The following is a 22,239-nucleotide window of genomic DNA, read 5'->3' as shown; positions in this document are numbered from 1 at the left end:
CATGCACCTGCTCAGGACCCAGCCCGGCGGTTTCGTGTCGGATGACAATATTGCCGACCTGGGACAAACCCCCGCCGAGCTGGTGATCCTGTGCAGCGGCGACTCCAGCCTGGCGCTGCTGGCCGAAGCGGCGCAGCAACTGCCGGAAGACTACCCGAGCTTTCGCCTGGCCAACCCGATGCAGGTGCAGAACCATGCCTCGGTCGACCTGTATGTCGACCAGGTGCTGCGCCACGCCAAGGTGATCCTGATTTCCCTGCACGGTGGCATCGCCTATTGGCGTTATGGCATCGAGCAACTGGTGCAGCTGGCGCAACGCGGCGTGCAGCTGATCCTGGTGCCGGGCGACGATCGCCCGGACCCGGAGCTGAGCGACCTGAGCACGGTGCCCGCCGCCGACCGCGAGCGCCTCTGGCACTTCCTGCGCCAGGGCGGCATGGGCAATGCGCTGAACCTGTACCGCTGCCTGGCCAGTGGCTGGCTGGGGCGCGATTACCCTTGGTCCGAGCCGCAGACCCTGCCGCGCACGGCGATCTACCACCCGCACAGAAGCAGCGCTGCCCTCAGCGACTGGCAAGCCGACTGGCGGGCCGGCCAGCCGGTGGCGGCGCTGCTGTTCTACCGTTCGCATTTGCAGGCGGCCAACACCGCCTTTATCGATGAGTTCTGCCGGCGCTTGCAGGCGGCCGGCCTGAACCCGCTGCCGATCGCCCTGGCCAGCCTGAAAGAACCCGGTTGCCTGACGGTGGTCGAGGAGCTGCTGGATGAGGTGCAGGCGGCGGTGATTCTCAACACCACCGGCTTTGCCCAGTCCAGCCCGGAGGCGCCGCACCTGCGGCCGTTCCGCCGCAATATCCCGGTGATCCAGGCCATCTGCGCCCAGGACAACGAACCCGGCTGGCGCGCCAGCGAGCAGGGCCTGGGCCCGCGGGACCTGGCGATGCACATCGCCTTGCCGGAACTGGACGGGCGCATCATCAGCCGGCCCATCAGCTTCAAGGACCTGGCCTGGCGCAGCGAGCGCAGCCAGTCGGACGTGGTCTGCTACCGCTCGGCCCCCGAGCGCATGGATTTTGTCGCCGAACTGGCGCGGCGTTGGGTCGATCTGGCCCGGCTGGCCAATGGCGAAAAACGCATCGCGCTGATTCTTGCCAACTACCCGACCCGCGACGGCCGCATCGGCAACGGCGTGGGCCTGGACACGCCGGCGGCGGCGCTGAATATCCTGCGTGCCCTGCAAGCCGAGGGTTACCCGCTGCCGGCCGAGTTGCCGGACAGCGGTACAGCGCTGATCCAGCAATTGCTCGGCGGGGTCAGCAACGACCTGGACAGCCTCGACCTGCGCCCGTGCCAGCAAAGCCTGGCGCTGGACGAGTACCAGGCCATGTTTAACGCGCTGCCTGAAGCCAATCGCCTGGCGGTGCTCGAACGCTGGGGCGGGCCACAAAACGACCCGATGTTCCGCAGCGGGCGGCTGATGATTGCCGGCCTGCGTTTTGGCCTGACCTTCGTCGGCATCCAGCCGGCACGTGGCTATCAGGTCGATCCGAGCGCGGTCTATCACGACCCGGACCTGGTGCCGCCCCACGCGTACCTGGCGTTCTATTTCTGGCTGCGCCAGACCTACGGCGCCCATGGGCTGATCCATGTCGGCAAGCACGGCAACCTGGAATGGCTGCCGGGCAAGGGCGTCGGCCTGTCCGAAAGCTGCTGGCCGGATGTGCTGCTGGGGCCGCTGCCGAATATCTATCCGTTTATCGTCAACGACCCGGGCGAGGGTGCCCAGGCCAAGCGCCGGACCCAGGCGGTGATCATCGATCACCTGATGCCGCCGCTGACCCGCGCCGAAACCTACGGCCCGCTGCGCGACCTGGAACTGCTGGCCGACGAGTACTACGAAGCGCAACTGCTCGATCCGCGCCGTGCTCGCGAGTTGCAGAAGGACATTCTCAAGCTGGTGCGGGTGACCCGGCTCGACCGCGAACTGCAACTGGATGGGCAGCTCGACAGCGAGGCCGACGCCGCGCTCTGGCTGCCACGGCTGGATACCTACCTGTGCGACCTGAAGGAGTCGCAGATCCGCGACGGTCTGCATGTGTTCGGCGAGTCGCCCGTGGGCCGCCTGCGCATCGACACCTTGCTGGCCTTGCTGCGCCTTCCCCGCGGCGATGGCCGGGGCGCGCAGTCGAGCCTGTTGCGGGCCCTGGCCAAGGCCTTCGAGCTGGGTTTCGATCCGCTGGATTGCGCCCTGGCCGAACCCTGGAGCGGGCGCCGGCCACAGGTCTTGCAGGACATCAGCGAGCAGCTGTGGCGCACCGCCGGCGATACCCGCGAACGCCTGGAGCTGTTCGCCGGGCGCTTGATAGAAGCGGCCTTGGCCGGTGAGGTCGAGCAACTGAACGAGCCCGGCTGGAGCGAGGTCAAGGCGATCATCGACAGCCTGCGCGAGGTGGTGGCACCGCGCCTGGATGCCTGCGGCCCGGCGGAAATGCGCGGCTTGCTGGATGCCCTGGGCGGGCGTTTCGTTCCGGCAGGACCCAGCGGCGCACCGAGTCGCGGGCGCCTGGACGTGCTGCCCACCGGGCGCAATTTCTACTCGGTGGACGTGCGCAACCTGCCGACCACCACCGCCTGGCGCATCGGTTTCCAGTCGGCCAACCTGATCCTCGAACGGCACCTGCAGGACCATGGCGACCACCTGCGCCAGCTCGGCCTGTCGGTGTGGGGCACAGCGACCATGCGCACCGGCGGCGACGATATCGCCCAGGCCATGGCGCTGATGGGCGTGCGTCCGGTGTGGGCCACCGGCAGCCAGCGGGTCGATGACTTCGAGATCCTGCCGTTGAGCCTGCTGGACCGCCCACGGGTGGACGTGACGTTGCGGGTGTCCGGGTTCTTCCGCGACGCCTTCGCCAACCTGATCCGCCTGTTCGACGCCGCCGTGCAGGCGGTGGCCGCGCTGGACGAGCCGGACGACCTCAACCCGCTGGCGGCCAAGGTCCGCGCCGAGCGCGAAGCGCTGCTGCAGTCCGGCCTGGATGCCGAGGCCGCGCAGCGCCAGGCCGGCTGGCGGATCTTCGGCGCCAAGCCCGGGGCCTATGGCGCGGGCGTGCAGGGGGCTATCGACGGTCGCCTGTGGCAGAGCCGCGAGGACCTGGCCGAGGTCTACCTGAACTGGGGCGGCTACGCCTATGGCGGCGCCGATGAAGGCACCGCGGCCCGTGGCCAGTTCGCCCAGCGCCTGAGCCAGGTGCAGGCGGTGCTGCAGAACCAGGACAATCGCGAACACGATCTGCTGGATTCCAACGACTACTACCAGTTCCAGGGCGGCATGCTCGCCGCCGTGGAAAGCCTCAGTGGCGAAAAGGCCGCCAGCTACCATGGCGACCACAGCCAGCCGGACCTGCCGAAAATCCGCAGCCTCAAGGAAGAGCTGAATCGGGTGATCCGCTCCCGCGCGGCCAACCCGAAATGGATCGCAGGGGTGAAGCGCCACGGCTACAAGGGTGCCTTTGAAATGGCCGCCACCCTGGATAATCTGTTCGCCTTCGACGCCACCACCCAGTTGATCGACGATCACCAGTACGCCTTGCTGGCCGACGCCTATCTGCTGGACCCGGCGACCCGCGAATTCATCCAGCAGCACAACCCCCATGCGTTACGCGATATGACCGAGCGCCTGCTCGAGGCCCAGCAGCGCGGGATGTGGCAGGAGCCCGGTGAGTACCGCGAGGCCCTGGAAAACCTGCTGCTGGATATAGAAGAAGATGGCTGACGTGCCCGAGGACCGCGTCCTCGATCGCGGGCAAGCCTCGCTCCTACAGAAGCGTGATTACCTGTAGGAGCGAGCTTGCTCGCGATAACGATCTGGCCAACGACACCCGACTCGACCCAACCGAGAACCGACATGAGCGATACCCCACATTTCCCGCTGTCCGCCGTGGTCGGCGCCGATGACCTGAAACTGGCGCTGTGCCTGACGGCCATCGACCCGAAAATCGGCGGGGTGTTGATCGAGGGGCCGCGGGGCATGGCCAAGTCGACCCTGGCCCGCGGCCTGGCGGACCTGCTGGCGAGCGGGCAGTTCGTCACCTTGCCCCTGGGCGCGACCGAGGAACGCCTGGTCGGCACCCTGGACCTGGACGCGGCCCTGGGCGAAGGCCGGGCGCAGTTTTCCCCGGGGGTGCTGGCCAAGGCCGATGGCGGGGTGCTCTATGTCGACGAGGTGAACCTGCTGCCGGACCATCTGGTGGACCTGCTGCTGGACGTGGCCGCCAGCGGCACCAACCTGATCGAGCGCGACGGTATTTCCCACCGGCATTCGGCCAGGTTCGTGCTGATCGGCACCATGAACCCGGAAGAGGGCGAACTGCGTCCACAACTGCTGGACCGCTTTGGCCTGAATGTCGCCCTGAGCGGCCAGACGCCGCCCACTGAGCGGGGCCAGATCATTCGCCGGCGGCTGGATTTCGACTGCGACCCCCAGGGCTTCTGCCAGCAGTGGGCCGCCGAGCAGGAGGCTCTGCGCCAACGTTGCCAGCAGGCGCGGGGGTTGCTGGCGGAGATTGCCCTGGACGATCAGGCGCTGGAGCGGATCACCGAACGCTGTTTCGCCGCGGGCGTCGACGGCCTGCGCGCGGACCTGGTCTGGCTGCGTGCCGCCCGCGCCCATGCGGCCTGGCGCGGTGCCCGGGCCATCGAGGAGCAGGACATAGACGCGGTGGCCGAATTCGCCCTGCGCCACCGCCGTCGTGACAACCCGCCGAGCGCGGCCCATCAGCCGCAGCCCTCTCAAGCACCAGCCCCGGCCCAATCCAGCCCCGCCGAGGGCCAGGGCCAATGGGGCGAGCTGCCGGCCCAGGCGCTGGCCACCGGCGCTCGCCGTGAAGTGCCGAGCTGGCCAAAAAAGCCCTAGGCATTCGCCCCCGGTCCGACGCGGGGGCGAATGCCAAACCCCGCGCCGGGCGGTTGGACCAGGGCAGGCAAGGCCGCGCGCGGGCGGCCGTCCAGGGTTCGATCAACTGGCCAGGCACCTTGCTTAACGGCCGGCCCCGCCAGCGCGACGACCTGTTGTGGCACCTGCGCGGCCGTTCGCCCCATGAACTGTGGCTGGTAATCGTCGATGCATCGGCCTCGACCCGCCGCCATCAGGCGCTGAGCGATGCCAAGGGCCTGCTGGCCCAGCTGTTCGACGATGCCTACCGACAGCGCGCACGCCTGGCCTTGCTGACCGCCAGCGGCCGCGCGCCGAACTGGCAGGTGCAGGGGCTGAAGGCCTCGAAGGATTTGCGCGACTGGCTCGACGGGCTGGGCGCGGGCGGCGGCACACCGTTGCTGGCGGCCTTGGCCGAGGCGGGGCAATGGCTGGTTTCGCGGCAGAAGCGCTATCCGGCCGAACAGCAGCGGGTACTGTTGCTCACCGACGGCCGGCTCAAGACCCTGCCGCCCTTGGCGCACCTCGGTTGCCCGACCCTGTTGATCGATATCGAACGCGGGCCGATCCGCCTCGGCCGCGCTCGCGAGCTGGCGCAGCAACTGGATGCGCAGTACCGGCATATCGATGGGGTGTGATGGGGGTGAGGGCAGTCCGGCCATGAGCCGGTCGACGACTGCCCCCGGATCAGCGCTTCAGCCGCCGAAAGGAGCGGAACGGATGGCTTCGCCTTTCCTGGCGCAGGAAGGCGGGTTGGTCATGCCCAGTGTGAGCAGGTTGCCGCCGTTGATGATGCAGTTGAACTCCTTGTTGTCGTTGGTTTTCAAGGCCACGTAGGTGTTGGTGCCTTCGGTGCGACGGCTGACGATGCTGACGTCCGAGGGCGCATAACCCAGGGCGCCGCTGGTCTGGGATTTGATCTGTTCATCGCTCAGGGTATTGGTCTTGCCGGCAATGGAGTTGCAACCGGCGAGTCCGAGGGTGAGGGCGCAAGCCAGGGCAAGGGGGACGACTCTCATGTGTTACTCCTTATTATTAGGGGGGAGGTCCGCCAAGAATCCTAGCAGCGGCGTATTTTTTTGCTGGCTGCGCTGCTGGTTTTTTGCGATCCGCTGCGCGAATTGAGCATTACCAGCCGACGGACGGATGCGTTTACTCGGGTGCCCCGTCCTTTCACTCGAGAGCGTCCCCTCGCTTGCGCCCTTGCATCGGCTATTACCAGGCCATTTCCTGTCGGTACTGGCGCGTGCGCCCGCTGCTGTTCAACTGGTCGAGCAGCAACACCTGCCAGGGGCGTACTTGAAGTTTGCGCGCCCGCCCGCGACTCAGGCGATGCATTTGCAGGCGGACGATGGTTATGGGGCCTGGTCATGGCCACCGAACGATTTCAGTGGCCATATGACGAGTCCCACCTGATTTCACTCCACGCTCAGCGTCAACGGCCGCGGCTGCGGGATGGGGTTGCGCATCAACGTACCGACCGTTACCGCCGCGAGCAGCGCCAGGAGCCCGGCGACCCAGAGCACCACGCCGAAGCCGTCGACGAAGGCCTGGCGGGCCAGGGGTTCGACCAGCCCTTTCGCGGAGTCGGGCAGCAGTGCCAGGGCCGCGGGCATGTCGCCGGCCACCACCCGTGAGGCGATGGCCTGGGCCTGGTCGAGCCATGGCGTGGCGCTCTTGCCCAGGCTGACGTGCAGGCGTTGCTGGGTATGGCTGCCGAGCAGGGCGCCGAACACGCCGATGGCCAGCATGATGGCGCTGAAGCGCATGGTGGTGCTCAGGCCCGAGGCCATGCCGGCGCGGTCGCGGGGCACACAGGCCATGATGTTTTTCTGCGTGTCGCCATTGAGCAGGCCGGCACCGGCGCCGGTCACCGCGATGGCCAGGGCAAAGTTCAGGTAGCCGCCAGCCTGCACGGCCCAGGCCGCGAGCAGGTTGCCGCAGCCGACCAGGGTCAGGCCGGCGGCCATCAGGGTCGCCGGGGCATAACGCGTCGCCAGGCGCACGCCGATGCGCGGACAGATCAGCATGGTCAGGGCAAATGGCAGCATGCCCAGCCCCGAGGCGATGGCCGAGAAGCCCAGGCCGTTCTGCAGGTAGAAGGGCAGCAGGGTCATCATCACCTGGGCGCAGCCGGCGTAGGCGAACATCCCCAGCAGGGCACCGATAAAGCGCGGATGGCGGAACAGCTGCAGGTCGACCATGGGCCGGCGCTGCACCCGTTCGATCAGCACGAACAATCCGAGCAGCGCCACGCCGGCCAACAGCCGGGTGTAGGTCAGCGGGTGGCTCCAGCCGATGCGATTGGCTTCGATCAGGCCCCAGATCAGGCACAGCAGGCTGGCGCTGAAGGCCAGGCTGCCCCAGGGATCGAGGCGCGCGGCCTGGGTATCGCGGGACTCCGGTATCGCGCGCCACACCATCAGCACCAGCAGCCCGCCCACCGGCAGGTTGAGGTAGAAAATCCAGCGCCAGCCGATGGACTCGGTGATCAGGCCGCCAACGGTTGGCGCGGCGGTCATCGCCACGCCCATGCAGGCCCCCCAGAACGCCCAGGCCTTGGCCCGTTCGACCTCGTCATGGAAGGTGTGGCCGATGGTGGCCAGGGCCGAGGTCAGCAGCAGCGCCGCGCCGACGCCCTTGATCGCCCGGGCGATGTCGAGCAACAGCACGTTGGGCGCGGCGCCACAGCCGAGCGAGGCGAGGATGAACAGCCCGAGGCCACAGAGCAGGGTGCGCTTGCGCCCGAAGCGGTCGGCCAGGCTGCCGGCCGGCAGCAGCAGGGCGGCGAAGGCCAGCATGTAGGCGCTGACCACCCACTCGATATCGGCAAAGTTGGCCCCCAGGTCGCGGGCGATGCTCGGCAGCGTCACCGCGACGATGTTGGTGTCGAGCACGATCAGCGAGCACACCCCGGAGGCAGTGAGCAGGGTCAGGCGCGGGCTGGCTGGCCTCATGGCTGCACCCGTTGATCCAGCGCGGCGAGGGCGGCCTGGGCGATTTCATCGTCGTGGGCCGGGGTGTCGGCGCTGATGCCGATGGCGCCGATCACCTGGCCGTCGACGCGGATCGGCTGCGCGCCTTTCATCATCAGCAGGCCCGAAGTGATGGCCGCCTGGCGCCCGCCGTTGATGGCGTTTTCCAGGTCGCCGGAAGGGCGCTTGAACAATGCCGAAGTGCGCGCCTTGCCCTGGGCCAGCTCGATGCCGGCCACCACCGGCGCCCCGTCCATGCGCGCGCTGAGGATCGGCCAGCCGCCGTCGTCGACGATTGCCACGGCGCAGGGCCAGCCCTTGGCCGTGGCGGTTTCCTGGGCGGCGTTGAGCAGTTGCTGGGCGGTGGCGAAATTGAGGATTGCCTTCTGGGCAACGTCGGCGTTTTTCTCGGCGGCGAAAGTCGCGGGCACGCTGCAGCAAGTGATCAGGGCCAGAAACAGAGGTTTGACGTGCATGGCTTAGGCTCTCTACTGTAAAGGTCCAGCCAGCTTATCCCGGGCTTTCGCCCGCTCTGTTAGGCGCGCTGGAGCACTTCATTACCTTTGAGCTAACGTACTTATGGAAATCCGTCATTTCCGCTATTTCCTGGCGGTGGCCCGGCAACGCAATTTCACCCGCGCCGCCGAACAGCTGGGCATCGCGCCGCCGACCCTGAGCCGGCAGATCCAGGACATGGAGCAGGCCCTGGGCACCCGTTTGTTCGTGCGCCAGCAGCGCGAGGTCAGCCTGACCGAGGCTGGCGCCGCCCTGGTGCGCGAGGCCGAGGCCACGGTGCGCCAGTTCGAGTTCGCGCAACGTAACGCCCAGCGCGCCGGGCGCGGCGAGATCGGCCATATCGAGTTGGGCTACGTGGCCTCGGCGGTGTATTCGGGGCTGTTGCAAAAACAGGTGCAGCGCTTCAGCCAGGACTGCCCGGACGTCAGCCTGAGCGTGCGCGAAAGCCCGATGGCGGCGTTGCCGGCCCTGGTGGCCGAGGGACGCTTCGACATCGGCTACATCCGCTCGCCCATGACCCTGCCCGAAGGGGTCGAGGCGGTCCGCCTGGATGCCGAAGGTTTTGTCCTGGCGCTGCCCGCCGAGTCCTGGCTGGGACGCTTGCCGGAGATCGCCCCGGCCCATCTGCACAACGAGACCTTCGTGCTTCCGGAGCAGATCAGCGGCACCTTGCAGGTCGCGGCCGAGGGCGGCTATGCGCCGAAACTGGGGCCGCAGCCCGGCGGCCTGGTGGCGGTGCTGGCCCTGGTCTCCCTGGGGCAGGGCGTGGCCGTGGTGCCGGAGTCGGTGGTCGGGCACGTGGGGTTGCCCAATGTGTTGTACCGGCCGATCCAGGGCAGCACGGCGTCGTCCTGGCTGTCACTGATCCACCGCCGCTTCGAAAAGGCGCCCGCGGTGGCGCGGTATATCGAGCAGGTCAGAGGCCAATGCTCTTGAAATTTTTTGTAAAGAATTCGTCGGGGCCCGTGGGCACAAGGCTTTGAGCGCAACTGCGCAACTTCTTGCGCAATTCATCGTTGCTAGAGTGGCGGACTCAATGGAGCGACCGACAGATCGCGCTGCTTGGAGGAAGCAGGATGGTTCGATTTCAAGGACTGAGATCCTCAATTCGTCTTTATGGCTTGGTCACCGTCACAGGCATTCACGATCATCTTGCCCTGGATCCGGTGCAGATAAACTGTGTCGGCGACCCTGATGCACCCATCGTTCGAGTGTTCATTTCCCGGTTGGATGCGGAGATCTACCTGCGTTCTTCCCATCTGCGCCACTATCGTGTGGTGCCACTTCGGCTGTTCGATCCTACCCACAGCTTCTCAGCCACGCCGATGGCTGGCTGAAACTCAATATCTGCCTGGGTTTCGCGGCTCAGGGCGACTGCCTCCTCAGCACCGATCAACAGGAAATGATTCCGGTCGGGCTGACTGCCTGGACCCGGCCCTTCCTGGATGACCAGGGTTACTACCTGCAATGGTCGGATACGGAATTACCCGAGTACCTGCTGAACGCCTATAAAAGTGTTGGCGTACCGGACTACAACCGGCAGCTCAACGAACTGGATGACTGGGCGCCAGCCGCCATGGAGCGGACTGTCGCTGATGCGCTTCAGATGTCGCCCCCCGTCAAGGCTCCCGGTTCGATGGCCAGCCAGCTTGCATTATTCGATGTGGAGGATGCCTGTTGGCGCTTTGGCCTCTTCCAGATCGATGGCGTAGGGACAACATGCAATACCTAACGGATGAAGGAGATTGCCAATGAGTGGAAAACCTGCGGCCCGTGTCACGGATATGACCGCTTGTCCATTGCCCGGGCACGCCAGCAACCCGATTGTCTCGGGTTCGCCTGACGTATTGTTCGATGGGCTCAGTGCAGCGCGGATGACGGACACCACGGCCTGCGGCAGTGCCCTGGTCAGCGGCGTGGTTGCCAATGTGCTGATCAATGGATTGCCGGTCGCGACCCTGGGGACGACGGGCAACCACGGGAATGTGGTGGTGAGCGGATCGGGAAGCGTGATCATCGGGCAGCAGGTCAGCGCTGCTGCGGTCGCTCCAGTGGTCAAGATTCCCGGGCTTTGTCTGCCGTGCCTGTTGGCGGCGGCACAGCGCAATGAAACCTTTGTCCCGCTGCAGAGCCTGGGGAACTGACCATGAGTGCTTCAGGCAATGGACGCCGACCTGATCCGAATGTTCTGCAATTTCGCACCCATATCCGTCATTGCCTGGAACAGCATCCTGAAACCCGGCTCTATGTGCTGGTGGATGGCGCCCGTTACATGACCCTGGAGAATCGCCTGGACGCGGCCGGGGCGGCGATCCGCGTCGAGTGGTTGCTGGCCGCTACCGAACTGGACGAAATCAGCCGTGGCGGGCCGGCACTGGTGGAGTTCGTAGGGGATAGTGCCGAGGCCACGCAACTGCTCGACTGGCTGATCGAGCGGGACCAGAAGTCGCCGCTGGTTTCGTGGCTGTGGAGCGAGCGCTCCTTTGAAGCGTTGAGCAATCATCTCAAATCCCATTTGTTCAGCCGCCTGCCGGATGGTCGGATGGCGCTGTTTCGTTATTACAACCCGACCGTCCGTCGTGGCCTGGAGAGTGTCCTGGACAGTGAGCAGCGAATGGCCCTGATGTTGCCGCTCAATCGCTGGCAGATCTGGCAGCCATTGGCCCTGGCGTACCAGACGTATTACCGGGTTGGGCAGGAGGCTCGCCATGCTTGAGTTGACGGCAGACCAGCTGAAAGCGCTGGAGCGGGTTCGGCAAAATGAGGTGATCGAGAAGATCATGCTCGAGATACGTCAGTACAATCCTCAGTGGCTAGAGCAAAAAGGGCATTGGCAGACCATCCAGTACCTCAAGGACTACCGGGAAAAAGCCTGGGCCCTGCAAATCGAAGAGCCGGATGCGGTTGAAAACTTCATGCGCTTTGGCCTGCTGTTTCCCGGTTTTGAAGAAACACCCGGATTTATCCGGTGGATGAAAAGGCCGGTAAACGACACCCCGGAGCAGCGTTTTCGCGATTACGAAAGCGTCATGGATTTCGTCCAGGGGCAACGGGCCTGGCGGGCCGCACTCAAGACAGGGATGCCTGAATGACAAGTTTCATTAGCGGAGCCGTAGTGCAACTGGCGCCTCCCATCAGCGGCGGGTTGCGTATGCCGTTGCCTCGCACCGGGCCGAGGCTGCCCTTCGATATACCCATGCCCGCGCCGACCCGGTTACCGATGCCGCCGCCCCGGCCGTCGCCGGTGCCACCGCCACCGCCGGAAGTGGTGCCCCGGCCGCTACCGCCCCCAAGGCCCATGCCGCAACCGATGCCGTTGCCCAAGCCCGAGGCCTTGCCCAAGACGGATGCGCCGGCCAGGACCCGGGACCGGACCCAGGAGGCCGAACGGGACTGCAAACGGCAGAAGAAGGACTGCGTGAAATGCCCTCCCGAAGACGGGCATATGTACATTCCCGTCAATGGCAAGGGGCACAGCATGAGCGACCTGTCGAGCCGCTACCAGCAGTGGGTGACCAACTTCCCGTTTCCCTGGGAGTGGCTGTGGAGTGGTACCGATTGGGATGGTTTTGTGAAAAACCGCTGTACCTTGCAAGAAGCCAAGGCCAACTACGAATTCTTCATCTTCCTCGGTTTCAAGTATCCGAAGGCTGCCAAGAACGTTGAGAAGGACCTGATCGTGAAGGCGTTCAAGCAGGCAGACAAGGCCAAGCCCAGCCCGCCGGTGATGCTCGAGTGGCATTTTCTTCAGCGGGTGGTTTACGAGTATTGCTCCGAGAAATACGAGGAGGGTGGGCTCACCAACCTGAAGGCTTATTGGAACCCGATGCCCGGCACCAAGGAGCATGAGGAGTACCAGAAAGTGCGTCGCCAGGAGGAAAAGGAGCTGGAAGAGTTCTACAAGCAAAACCCAGACTTAATGGCCTGAGACCGGATGGAGTGCTCATGGATACGTTCAAACGTTTCAATTTCAAGCTGAGCTTCGATAAGCAGAAGATTGCCCAGGTCACCGAGCAGGAACAAATCGACAGGAGCCTGGCCTTTCTCAAGGCGATAGGCGAGATCGACCCGATCCTCAAGAACTGGTTCTTGTGCGCCGAAGGCAAGGATGACGGCCTGACGCACAATGTGCTCCTCGATCCGAACAGTCTGCGGCGGGAAATAGCCTCCTGGAAAGACTCGGACTTCGACGTCAACGACATGAGTTTTGTGCTGTGGAACGGGATATCCGATCCACTCAAGGGAGGGCTTTCGATCACCTATCACGCACGAAGCGGCGGCTCGTTGCCCGCGGGTATCGAGTTTTCCGAAGCCGGGACATTGGTCCGTTGCCTGCAGGATCCTCGGCAGGGCATTGTCGAATTAATGAACACGGCGGTCGGTCTCTGGCCGGAAATTTCCTGGGGCGTGGTCGCCCCCAACGAATATTTTCGCAAGCAGCGGGTGTTCCAGGACCGGCAGACCATCGGCTGGATCGGCTATTGTCCGCACCCGCTGTCGGCGGCGGACTTTCCGGAGGTCGCTGAACTGCGTCCCATCCCATCCCGGGGAACCATCGTCGTTTCCTGCCCCGGCATCATGGACGAGAAGAACGTCCAGCATGTGCAGGTAGTGGGTGACACCGATATCAAGCTGGTGGAGCTCGGGCTTTTGCCCGGACGCTATTGAGTCAGCCCGGGCAGGCTCGCTTTTGCTGTGGCGAGCTTGCCTGCGATAGCTGTGGTCAGACACCCCCGATAAGATCTTGAAATGATTTCCCGATAGGAAATCTCCCTTGAGGTTGTAGGATTCAAGTCCGTTTTTCTTCACAGGACTTGCATGAACACCCTCTCGGAGCCTCCCAGTCGTCCCTGTTCCTGGACGCCTCATTCTTTCCCCGCTCGATCCGCCTTGCGGTGCCTTTCGCCAGTCATAGGGCGCGGCCGTTACCCCGAACCTGTTGTTTTTCGCTGCTCGCCGCCGGTTGTCGCAACCGTTGGGCGCTGGCCTGCGTTCGCCGTTCCAAGGCCTTGTGGCCTTGCCTTGCCGTGCCCGGCTGTCTGATTTCACTGGAGAGATAGAGTCGTTTTTATGGAATGGATAATGGACCCCACGGCCTGGCTTGGCCTGTTGACCCTGATCGTGCTGGAGCTGGTGCTGGGTATCGACAACCTGGTGTTTATCGCGATCCTCGCGGACAAGTTGCCACCCCACCAGCGTGACCGCGCGCGGATCATCGGCCTGTCCCTGGCGCTGATCATGCGCCTGGGCCTGCTGGCGAGCATTTCCTGGTTGGTGACCCTGACCGCGCCGCTGTTCGAGGTGTTCGGCAAGAGCTTCTCCGGCCGTGACCTGATCATGCTGTTCGGCGGTGTGTTCCTGTTGTTCAAGGCCACCATGGAATTGCATGAACGCCTGGAAGGCCATGTCAGCCAGCGCACCGGCAACGCCGCTTACGCATTGTTCTGGCCGATCGTGGCGCAGATCGTGGTGCTCGACGCGGTGTTCTCCCTGGACGCGGTGATCACCGCCGTGGGCATGGTTGACGAACTGGCGGTGATGATGATCGCAGTGGTCATTTCCATCGGCCTGATGATCGTCGCCAGCAAGCCGCTGACCCGCTTCGTCAACGCCCACCCGACGGTGATCATGCTGTGCCTGGGCTTCTTGATGATGATCGGTTTTGCCCTGACCGCCGAAGGCCTGGGCTTCCATATCCCCAAAGGCTACCTGTACGCGGCCATCGGCTTCTCGATCCTGATCGAGCTGTTCAACCAGATCGCCCGTGCCCGCCGCAAGAAATCCATGCAGGGCCTGCAGCCGATGCGTGAGCGCACGGCCCATGCGGTGATGCGCCTGCTGGGCGGTCGCCAGTTGGCGGTGGAGGAGGTGGGCGAGGAGATCGTCGATCTGCTGGACAATGGCCAAGCGCCGAGCGCCGAGCTGTTCGACCGCCGCGAGCGGGTGATGATCAGCGGCGTGCTGCAACTGGCCGAACGGCCGATCCGCAGCCTGATGACCGTGCGCGCCGACGTCGACTACATCGACCTGGCCGACGATGCCGAAGCCATCCGCGACAAGCTGATGCATTCGTCCTACTCGCGCCTGCCGCTGATTCGCGACGGCGCGGTGGAAGAGCCGCTGGGCTTCGTGCACAAGAAGGAACTGCTCAAGGAATACCTGGCCGGTAACGAGCCGAACCTGGAGCACCTGGCACGCACGGCGATCAACCTGCTGGACAGCTTCTCGATCCTCAACGCCCTGGAACAGATGCGCAAGGCCTCGACCCACATCGCGTTCGTGATCAACGAATTCGGCGATTTCGTCGGCGTGCTGAGCATGACCGACATCCTCGAATCCATCGCCGGCGAGCTGCCCGATGCCAGCGAAATCGAAGGCCCGGACATTGTCGAAGAGCAGGGCGGTTTCATGGTCAGCGGTGCCTTGAACCTGGCGCAGATTCGCCAGCGCACCGGCTTCAACGCCGAAGCCACCGAGGACTACCAGACCCTGGCCGGGCTGGTGATGAGCCTGCTGGACCGCTTGCCGGTGATTGGCGACCGGCTGCAATGGCAGGACTGGACGCTGCAGGTGGTGACGGTGGAAGAGCGGCGGGTGACGCGGGTGCTGCTCAGCCGCGAGGGCGAGTAACCGAGGTCGGCCAGCTGGCTGGCCGCCGTCGCCCTCACTGCGGTTGAAGCCTTGCGTCTATTCCTGCACCATCGCCGCCCGCTTGTTCAATGGATGGAAGAGAAATATGCGCAAGGTTCGCATGGGCGCGGTACGCGGCAGGGCCGTCATGGGGGGATGCTGCCTGTTCACCCTGGCGCTGCTTGGCGGTTGTGATGACCAGGATGCGGCACCCGCGGTGGCGCACCCGGTGGTGGAAATAGCCCTGCATGAGCCCATCGCCCAGGTGCTCGCCCGGAGCCCGCTGCGGTTTTCCAAGGACTGTCTGAAACCCGTCAGGATGTGCTGGTACGAAATCGAGCGCTCCCCCAATGACAAGAACCTGCCGGTCGCCCTGATCGGCGGTGGCGAGCATGCGCTCAGGATCGAACAGGTCTCGGGGATCAGCACGGTGATCGACGAGGCCCTTGGAGATACGGTCAGTAATATCGACATCAACTTACGAGGGCTGCCGGACAACAGCCCCTATACCGAGCAACAGGCCTTCATTCTCCAGCGTATCGCCGAGCTCAAGAGCGCTGGCTGGAAGCGTTACTACCTGCCCTCGGAGCCGCGGGTTTCCGGCTCCCAGGCCGACAAGATTCCCTCTGGCGACAATGTGCTGGGCCACTACGTGCTCAACCATCCCTGGCTCGACCCGGATTACCCGATCCCGCTTGAGCACTGGCTGCACGATAAGTCCTTCTACAGCTGGTACTTCCATCGGGACGACGCCTACCTGCATGTCTGGTCCTGGTGTTGGGATGACAGGCAGGCGCCCATGGAGCGAGCCACTTGCCTGACCACCCTGCAGTTCCAGAGCGAGTACGACTTCTGGTCGTCCAGCTTCGAGGAGAACGAGCGACCGCGCTGGAAGGAGCTGATGCCCGCCAAGCTGGCCAAGGACCGGGAGACGCGGCGAGGGGTGGAAGAACAATTGCGGGCCGCCGGAATCGAGATCGACGACAGCTACCAGGATCCGCCGATCAAGGCGCTGGCACCCTGAGCGCCTGAGCTGTCGAGGGGCAGTGGGATCACGGGTGAAAGGTGTAACGATCCTTGCCCGTGTGCTTGGACTGGTACAGCGCCTTGTCCGCCTTGACCAGCGCCTGGTTCAGGCTGTCGCTGTCCTCGACCCGGGCCAGGCCGATGCTGATGGTCACCGGGTGGCGGGCCGGCGCTTGGCGCACCACCTGGCACAGGCGTTCGGCCAGTTGCTCCACGTCGCTGCGGCGCACGCCGCACAGGTAGATGGCGAACTCCTCGCCGCCCAGGCGTGCGTAGTCGAAACCGGCCATCACCGTGCTGATGTCCGCGGCCACCTGCTTGAGCACCTCGTCGCCGCTGTCGTGGCCGTATAGGTCGTTGATTTTCTTGAAGTTGTCGACGTCGATCATCGCCAGGTAGTGGTCATGCTGCCGGGGTTGCGCCGCCAGTTGTTCGCTGGCGCGGGCCATGAACGAGCGGCGGTTGGGGATGCCGGTCAGGGTGTCGTTGTAGGCCTGTTCCAGCAACAGCTTGGACATGATGTAGGTGTGCAGCTTGGCCTGGCGTAGCTTGATGAAGCTGTAGAGGGTCAGGGCGGTGAGAAACAGGGCGTAGATCAACAGCATGGCGCCCTTGAGTTCCAGCACCGAGGTCTGGGTCATGATGAACGGGTCGAGCACCACCCAGGTCAGCACGACGGTGGCGAAGAACGACCAGCGGCGCAGGGGCAGCACCGAGGCACTGTAGAGCATGCTCGAGGCGCCGATGATCAGCCAGTCGGGGCGCAGCTCCAGCGGCATGCCTTCGATCACCAGGCGGATGCCCGCGCCGATGATCAGCACGAAGACCAGGTTGAGCCACTGGAAGTGCCGGACCTTTTTGGTGAAGGCCAGCACGATCGCGTTGATCGCGAGCGCGGCCAGGAACGCCATCGAGTACAGGGTGAAGCCCTGCTTGCCGGGGAAGCTGACGATCAGGTTGAACAGCAGCCAGATGCTGATGCTGGCGACGTAGATCAGCAGGCAGAAACCGTGCAGCCGCTCGAAGTCGTACTGGGCGAACTCGGCCTTGAGGGCCGGCGGCGTGGCCTGTTTCAGCACTTGCGCTTCAATGGTCTTGAGCATTGCGGGCCTTGGGCGTGAACGGGTGGGCGGGGGCGACAAGCCTCCTGGCGAGCGCGGACTGCGCAGGGTCCCGGGGCTGAATGAAAGCAGTGGGCGTGGGACTTGTCCAACTGCGGCGGGCGCCGCTGTGGGCGTCCTTCAAGGTCGTGGTGCGGCTTGTTTCAAGGTGACGTGGTGTTGGCGATCAGGTTGCGAGCTTGAGGGCGGTCGGAGTGCGCAAGCGTGGGGAGCATGCCGGCCGGCATGCGCAGCGGCGGAGGCCGCGACGAGGCCTCCGCGCCTGGGCTTCAGCCTGGCTGACGCTGTTTCAGCGCCGCATCCTGGGCATTGAAGGTGCGCGCCGCGGCGGCCACTTCCTTGCGTACGATGGTCTTGCCGATCGGCGCCAGGGCGATGCCCGCCAGCTTCAGGTGCTGGATGCCGAAAGGAATGCCGATAATGGTGATAAAGCACAGCAGCGCCGACATCACATGCCCCAGCGCCAGCCAGATACCGCCGAACACGAACCAGAGCACGTTGCCGATCACCCCCAGGCCGCTGGTGCCGATATCGTCCTTGTTGTTCAGCTCGCGCCGGCTGATCGCCTCCTTGCCGAACGGAAAGAACGAGAAGGTGCCGATGACGAAACAGGCCCGGCCCCAGGGAATGCCGACGATGCTGATAAAGGCCAGGATGCCCCACAGCCACCAGCACAGGCCCATGAAAATGCCGCCGAGGATAAACCAGAGAAAATTGCCGATGGCGCTCATGTGAAGCTTCCTTGTTTGAACCGTGAAGGGTATCGAGCAGGCCCCGTTCGAGGCCCGTGCAGGTATAGACGCTTATTCCTTGCGCCGAGTCAGACCGGAGACGATCGCCACCAGCAACAGGCTGATGCCCCAGCCGATGAGGGTTTCGAGCCAGATCAGCAGACGGATGCCGTGGCCCCATTCGAGATTCTTGAGTTCATCCCAATAGCCGGGGAAGGGCGTCGGGGTGATCGGACCCCAGTCCTTTTCTTGCTGCAGATCGACCAGCGACAGCAGGATGTCCAGCGAATACGCGCCGGGACTGAAACCGGTGTACTCACCGCGCAAGGCCTTGCAGGTGTACCAGTTGCCTACGGTGGAAGGCAGATCCTGCTTAGGGTGTTGCTCTTTCCAGGCATCGCCATATTCAGGGGTACAACTGGCGTAGGCCTCGTTCTGGAATACCAGTGGGTTGCTGGGGGCGAAGACCTCGTGTTCGACGGCGGCGTACCAGTAGACGCTGGTGCACACCAGCCAGGTGCCGAAGAACCAGGAGAGCAGGCGCATGGGGCGGTAGCCGAAACCGGTGAAAAGGCCATAGAGCGAATGCAGGCCCAAGGCTGGCAGGCGGTACAGCCACCTCAGGCCGCGAGGAATGCCTGCGGGTGCCTGGCCGATCAGGCCGACTTTGCGCAAGCGTTTTTCGAACGCGATACCTACCTCGCGAGCTTCCTCCGCATGGCCCATTTCCTCGAGGACGTGCTGAAGGTGACGCCAGGGTTGCGGGCGGAATTTGCTGGCCGAACCTTTGAGCCCGTCAGCCCCGGTATTTGCAGGTATCTGCCGATCGAGCCAGTCAATGCGTTCCTGGGCTCTCAAGGGAGCCTCGGTTGTCAGGAAGTCGTAAGTGAACCCATTGAGGCCAATTTCCTTGCCCCAAGTGCTCGCGTCATCGTGCAGGGTGCCCACGTGGGAGCTGCTGAGGGTCGCGTTATCAAGAGGGAGGGCCAGATTTGTCATGATCAGGACACCCTCGACATGGGCACTTTGAGCGATTAGTGTTTTGCCGTTCTCGTCTTTGTCCTTTCTTTCAAAACGAGCCTCTTTGAGGCTGAGTTGCCCCCGGATACGGGCGCCTGAAAGTCTAACGGGCCCCTGAGAGTGAAACCCAGTGGTGAGAAAGACATTCCCTTGGACAGTGATGCCGTCGGCGCTCAGTGCCGACGCATCCGTCGCCTTGAAACTACAGTCCCGGCAATTGAGCTGTCCTTTGATTACCGCTCCGTTCAGGCAGACCTCGCCGAGCGCGATGAACTTTTCTTCGAAATGGACACTGTGAGCGACCAGACCGTCGGCGACCAAGGCATAGCCACCCTGGCCATTCAGACTAGTGCCGCGCAACAGCAAGGCCGCACCAATCTTGGATTTCTGCAGGCTCATGCTTTCCCTGGACTTTAGATGGTCCAGGTACATCGCTCCTGAAACCGTCATCAGATTGGCTTTGAGACTTTTACAGTGGCTGTAGGCAAGATTGATGGTGCCTCTTACCGATGCGCCTCTCAGGCTCAGATTCTGCAGGGCGCAATGGGTTAGCGTGATGCTCGCGTTTATCTGGGTTTCTCTGAGCTCCAGATCGCCTTCGATAAACGCTCCCTTCAACATCACCCCGAGTTCATGAACGGGGTTCAGATCGTCACCACCCAGAATCAGGAAGCGCAGGAAGCCTGCTCGAACGGTATTGCTTGGTGTGGCATCTGTGGGGCGCTGCGTCGAAATTTCGGTCATCCCTCCCAACGCTGCGTGCTTGAGAAGAAGCTGTTCAGCAGGCTTTAAAGGCAAAAAATCCGCTAACGAACGCCCATGAGGAACGGCCATTGATTTACTCCTTCACGCTGCTGAAAAAAGCGGTTGCAGGTGTCTTTAACGACCCTGAGAACAAGGGGCTGATGCTGTAACCAGCAAGGCGGGACAACGCACAAAGCGCGAGCAAGAAACGCATGAAAACTTCCATGTAAGATCGCCGACCGGCAAAAAAAGTGGCGCTATGCTATCGGCTTGCCGCCCCTGACAAAAGCACAAACCCTGGCTTTTCCCAGGAGTAACCGCTTGATGCTTCTACAGATTGGCCGCTGCCGGTCGACACAGCGCAATGCAGGTAGATGAACCTGCGGCAGATGCCCGGCTTCAAGGTGGGCGACAAGGGGCTGGCGCGGGGCAACGTGCTGGTGGGATACGCGCCGTGGAAAGGCGGTCCGAAGCACAACTGACCGCCGTCACAGGGGGCTGTAGGGGGAGCCACTCTCGCGATCCGCGAAGTTGAGGCGGTCAGGCGCAGCGCGTTTTCGTTGACGATTTATCGCGAGCAAGCTCGCTCCTACAGGGGGGGCTGTTGTTCATCAGGCTCTCAGGGATCGACCTGCGCCATCAGCTCCGGCACCGACTCGGGGCGTTTGGCGTAACGCTGGGCCAGCACCGCGCAGACCATCAACTGGATCTGGTGGAACAGCATCAGCGGCAGGATCAGCACGCCCATGGTGCTGCCGGCGAACAGCACCTGGGCCATGGGCACGCCGGTGGCCAGGCTCTTCTTCGAGCCACAGAAGAGGATGGTGATGCGGTCTTCCTGGTTGAAGCCGAAGAGCTTGCTCAGCAGGCTGGAGGCCAGCAGCGCCAACGCCAGCAGCACGCCGCAGGCCAGCACCAGCCCGGCCAGGTTCCACAACGGGATCTGGTGCCAGATGCCTTCGTTCACCGCCTCGCTGAAGGCGCCGTAGACCACCAGCAGGATCGAACCCTGGTCGACGAATTTCAGCCAGTTCTTGTTGCGGCCCACCCAGGCGCCGATCCAGCGGCGGGCGATCTGCCCGGCGATGAAGGGCAGCAGCAACTGCACGCTGATCTTGATGATGGCATCCAGGGTCGAGCCGGCATCGCCGTGCACATTCAGCAGCAGGGTCACCAGCAACGGCGTGAGGAAAATCCCGAACAGGCTGGACGCCGCGGCGCTGCAGATCGCCGCCGGCACGTTGCCCCGCGCCAGGGAGGTGAAGGCAATCGCCGACTGCACGGTGGCGGGCAGGGCGCAGAGGTAGAGCATGCCCAGGTACAGCTCGTTGCCGATCAGCGGCGACAGCAGCGGCTTGAGCGCCAGCCCGAGGATCGGGAACAGCACGAAGGTCAGGCTGAAGATCAGCAGGTGCAGGCGCCAGTGGCCGGCCCCGGCGATGATCGCCTCGCGCGACAGCTTGGCGCCGTGGAGGAAGAACAGCAGGGCGATGGCGGCGTTGGTCAGCCAGCCGAAGCCTAGCGCCACCTGGCCGCTGGCCGGCAGGAAGCTGGCCAGCAGCACCACGCCGATCAGGGTCAGGGTGAAATTGTCGGGCAAAAGACGTGAGCGACTCATAACGGGATCATCCAGGGGTTGCCAGGGCGGTGGGCCGACTCTAACGTGATGGTGGACTGCCGACTAACGCCAATGAGCCAGTAAATGCCGCCTAAAGGACATGAAAAGATCGTCCGCCGCAGTATTCCCGGTCTGCCGAGCCTGCCGCGACCGGTGTACGGCCGCACCGAATCCCTGCCCAATCGGGCGCTGACCCGGCGCCACAGCCACCCCTGGGTGCAATTGTCCTACGCCATCCAGGGCGTGCTGGAAGTGCAGACCAGCGCCGGGCGTTTTGTCGCCCCGCCGCAGCGGGCGGTGTGGATTCCGGCCGGCATGCCGCACAAGGTGTTCAGCTCGCCGCGTACCGAAATGCGCAGCCTGTACCTGGATTGCCGTGTCACCGCCTGGGCCGGCGCGACCTGCCAGGTGCTGGCGGTGAGCAGCCTGCTGCGCGAATTGATCCGCGCCTTCAGCGAGCTGCCGGTGGAATACGCCGAAGACGGCGCCGACGGCCGCCTGGCCCAGGTCCTGCTGGACCAACTGGCCGCCGCGCCGCAACTGGACCTGATGCTGCCGCTGCCCCAGGACCCGCGCCTGCGGCAGATCTACCGCAGCCTGCAAGCGCACCCGGACCAGCCGACCACCCTGGGGCAATGGAGCGAAAAGCTGGGCGTGACGGAGAAAACCCTCAGCCGCTTGTTCCTGCAGGACACCGGCCTGACCTTCCGCGCCTGGCGCCAACGGCTGCGCCTGCTGGGCGCGCTGACGCCCCTGGAGCAAGGCGAGCGGGTAACGGACGTGGCGCTGGCCTGCGGCTACGACTCGACCTCGGCCTTTATCGCGGCGTTCCGCCAGCAGTTCGATGCCACGCCTGGGGAGTTTTTCCGCCAGGCCTGATCGTCACCTGTAGGAGCGAGGCTTGCCCGCGATAACGTCAGTGGCT

22 protein-coding genes are annotated in these 22,239 nt (G+C 64.2%); 14 read left to right on the top strand and 8 right to left on the bottom strand.

Annotated features, from left to right (window positions below; all coding sequences use genetic code 11):
* Position 1 precedes the first annotated feature (1 nt).
* The 3 genes from cobN (at position 2) to PVZ80_RS19450 (ending at position 5,571) form a co-directional block, all read left to right on the top strand.
* Positions 2 to 3,775: a cobaltochelatase subunit CobN gene (gene cobN / locus PVZ80_RS19460; RefSeq protein ID WP_273864412.1), complete on the top strand. Its 3,774-nt coding sequence runs from the start codon at positions 2 to 4 to the stop codon at positions 3,773 to 3,775.
* A 132-nt stretch (positions 3,776 to 3,907) separates the two neighbouring features.
* A complete protein-coding gene (locus PVZ80_RS19455) occupies positions 3,908 to 4,915 on the top strand; it encodes an ATP-binding protein (protein WP_041986097.1) in 1,008 nt (335 codons plus the stop codon).
* 53 nt (positions 4,916 to 4,968) lie between these two features.
* A complete protein-coding gene (locus PVZ80_RS19450) occupies positions 4,969 to 5,571 on the top strand; it encodes a vWA domain-containing protein (RefSeq protein WP_177411711.1) in 603 nt (200 codons plus the stop codon).
* Between the two features lie 57 nt (positions 5,572 to 5,628).
* Here the strand turns inward: PVZ80_RS19450 and PVZ80_RS19445 are convergent, their stop codons facing one another.
* The 4 genes from PVZ80_RS19445 to PVZ80_RS19430 all read right to left on the bottom strand — a co-directional run bounded on the left by PVZ80_RS19445 (position 5,629) and on the right by PVZ80_RS19430 (position 8,384).
* On the bottom strand, positions 5,629 to 5,952 hold the full coding sequence (locus tag PVZ80_RS19445) for a hypothetical protein (protein ID WP_009044456.1): 324 nt from the start codon (positions 5,950 to 5,952) through the stop codon (positions 5,629 to 5,631).
* Positions 5,953 to 6,148: 196 nt separating this feature from the next.
* Positions 6,149 to 6,271, bottom strand: a complete 123-nt coding sequence (locus PVZ80_RS19440; protein ID WP_016705350.1) for a hypothetical protein — start codon at positions 6,269 to 6,271, stop codon at positions 6,149 to 6,151.
* 80 nt (positions 6,272 to 6,351) lie between these two features.
* Complete coding sequence (locus PVZ80_RS19435) at positions 6,352 to 7,890, bottom strand: MFS transporter (RefSeq protein WP_273864411.1); 1,539 nt, start codon at positions 7,888 to 7,890, stop codon at positions 6,352 to 6,354.
* Complete coding sequence (locus PVZ80_RS19430) at positions 7,887 to 8,384, bottom strand: GlcG/HbpS family heme-binding protein (RefSeq protein ID WP_009049655.1); 498 nt, start codon at positions 8,382 to 8,384, stop codon at positions 7,887 to 7,889. The genes PVZ80_RS19435 and PVZ80_RS19430 overlap by 4 nt, the downstream gene beginning before the upstream one ends.
* Before the next feature lie 103 nt (positions 8,385 to 8,487).
* Here PVZ80_RS19430 and PVZ80_RS19425 point away from each other — a divergent pair, with 103 nt between their 5' ends.
* The 10 genes from PVZ80_RS19425 (at position 8,488) to PVZ80_RS19380 (ending at position 16,078) form a co-directional block, all read left to right on the top strand.
* The gene (locus PVZ80_RS19425) at positions 8,488 to 9,360 is read left to right on the top strand and encodes a LysR family transcriptional regulator (protein ID WP_053269378.1); all 873 of its coding nucleotides are present in this window, start codon (positions 8,488 to 8,490) and stop codon (positions 9,358 to 9,360) included.
* Positions 9,361 to 9,500: 140 nt separating this feature from the next.
* Entirely contained in the window at positions 9,501 to 9,761 is a 261-nt protein-coding gene (locus PVZ80_RS19420) for a hypothetical protein (protein ID WP_273864410.1), read from the top strand.
* Positions 9,762 to 9,826: 65 nt separating this feature from the next.
* Positions 9,827 to 10,156, top strand: a complete 330-nt coding sequence (locus PVZ80_RS19415) for a hypothetical protein (RefSeq protein ID WP_016705346.1) — start codon at positions 9,827 to 9,829, stop codon at positions 10,154 to 10,156.
* A gap of 19 nt (positions 10,157 to 10,175) precedes the next feature.
* The gene (locus tag PVZ80_RS19410; RefSeq protein WP_016705345.1) at positions 10,176 to 10,568 is read left to right on the top strand and encodes a PAAR domain-containing protein; all 393 of its coding nucleotides are present in this window, start codon (positions 10,176 to 10,178) and stop codon (positions 10,566 to 10,568) included.
* Positions 10,569 to 10,570: 2 nt separating this feature from the next.
* Positions 10,571 to 11,140 carry a DUF4123 domain-containing protein gene (locus tag PVZ80_RS19405; RefSeq protein WP_100208984.1) on the top strand — a complete coding sequence of 190 codons (570 nt, stop codon included), beginning with the start codon at positions 10,571 to 10,573 and terminating at the stop codon, positions 11,138 to 11,140.
* A complete protein-coding gene (locus PVZ80_RS19400) occupies positions 11,133 to 11,516 on the top strand; it encodes a hypothetical protein (protein ID WP_273864409.1) in 384 nt (127 codons plus the stop codon). Before PVZ80_RS19405 ends, PVZ80_RS19400 begins: the two co-directional genes overlap by 8 nt.
* A complete protein-coding gene (locus PVZ80_RS19395; RefSeq protein WP_273864408.1) occupies positions 11,513 to 12,352 on the top strand; it encodes a Tox-REase-5 domain-containing protein in 840 nt (279 codons plus the stop codon). Before PVZ80_RS19400 ends, PVZ80_RS19395 begins: the two co-directional genes overlap by 4 nt.
* Positions 12,353 to 12,369: 17 nt before the next feature.
* Positions 12,370 to 13,092, top strand: a complete 723-nt coding sequence (locus PVZ80_RS19390) for an Imm52 family immunity protein (protein ID WP_038633494.1) — start codon at positions 12,370 to 12,372, stop codon at positions 13,090 to 13,092.
* 402 nt (positions 13,093 to 13,494) lie between these two features.
* On the top strand, positions 13,495 to 15,054 hold the full coding sequence (locus tag PVZ80_RS19385; RefSeq protein ID WP_273864407.1) for a TerC family protein: 1,560 nt from the start codon (positions 13,495 to 13,497) through the stop codon (positions 15,052 to 15,054).
* A gap of 106 nt (positions 15,055 to 15,160) precedes the next feature.
* The gene (locus PVZ80_RS19380) at positions 15,161 to 16,078 is read left to right on the top strand and encodes a hypothetical protein (protein ID WP_110176243.1); all 918 of its coding nucleotides are present in this window, start codon (positions 15,161 to 15,163) and stop codon (positions 16,076 to 16,078) included.
* 28 nt (positions 16,079 to 16,106) lie between these two features.
* On the opposite strand, the gene PVZ80_RS19375 is transcribed toward PVZ80_RS19380, so the two are convergent.
* From PVZ80_RS19375 to PVZ80_RS19360, 4 genes are all read right to left on the bottom strand, one after another.
* The gene (locus PVZ80_RS19375) at positions 16,107 to 17,183 is read right to left on the bottom strand and encodes a GGDEF domain-containing protein (RefSeq protein WP_009049643.1); all 1,077 of its coding nucleotides are present in this window, start codon (positions 17,181 to 17,183) and stop codon (positions 16,107 to 16,109) included.
* A gap of 287 nt (positions 17,184 to 17,470) precedes the next feature.
* Positions 17,471 to 17,932 (bottom strand): YccF domain-containing protein, encoded by a 462-nt coding sequence (locus PVZ80_RS19370; RefSeq protein WP_009049642.1) that lies wholly within the window; start codon positions 17,930 to 17,932, stop codon positions 17,471 to 17,473.
* Positions 17,933 to 18,004: 72 nt separating this feature from the next.
* A complete protein-coding gene (locus tag PVZ80_RS19365) occupies positions 18,005 to 19,786 on the bottom strand; it encodes a hypothetical protein (protein WP_273864406.1) in 1,782 nt (593 codons plus the stop codon).
* Positions 19,787 to 20,315: 529 nt separating this feature from the next.
* Positions 20,316 to 21,314: a bile acid:sodium symporter family protein gene (locus tag PVZ80_RS19360; protein WP_016705320.1), complete on the bottom strand. Its 999-nt coding sequence runs from the start codon at positions 21,312 to 21,314 to the stop codon at positions 20,316 to 20,318.
* Between the two features lie 84 nt (positions 21,315 to 21,398).
* On the opposite strand from PVZ80_RS19360, the gene PVZ80_RS19355 reads away from it, so the two are divergent.
* Positions 21,399 to 22,193, top strand: a complete 795-nt coding sequence (locus PVZ80_RS19355; protein WP_028682897.1) for an AraC family transcriptional regulator — start codon at positions 21,399 to 21,401, stop codon at positions 22,191 to 22,193.
* Positions 22,194 to 22,239 lie beyond the last annotated feature (46 nt).

This window comes from Pseudomonas sp. B3G-3 (assembly GCF_028640915.1).
GTDB classification, from domain to species: Bacteria; Pseudomonadota; Gammaproteobacteria; order Pseudomonadales; family Pseudomonadaceae; genus Aquipseudomonas; species Aquipseudomonas chlororaphis_I.
The sequence above is the reverse complement of the archived record's forward strand: the minus strand, read 5'-3'. Positions and strand labels throughout refer to the sequence as shown.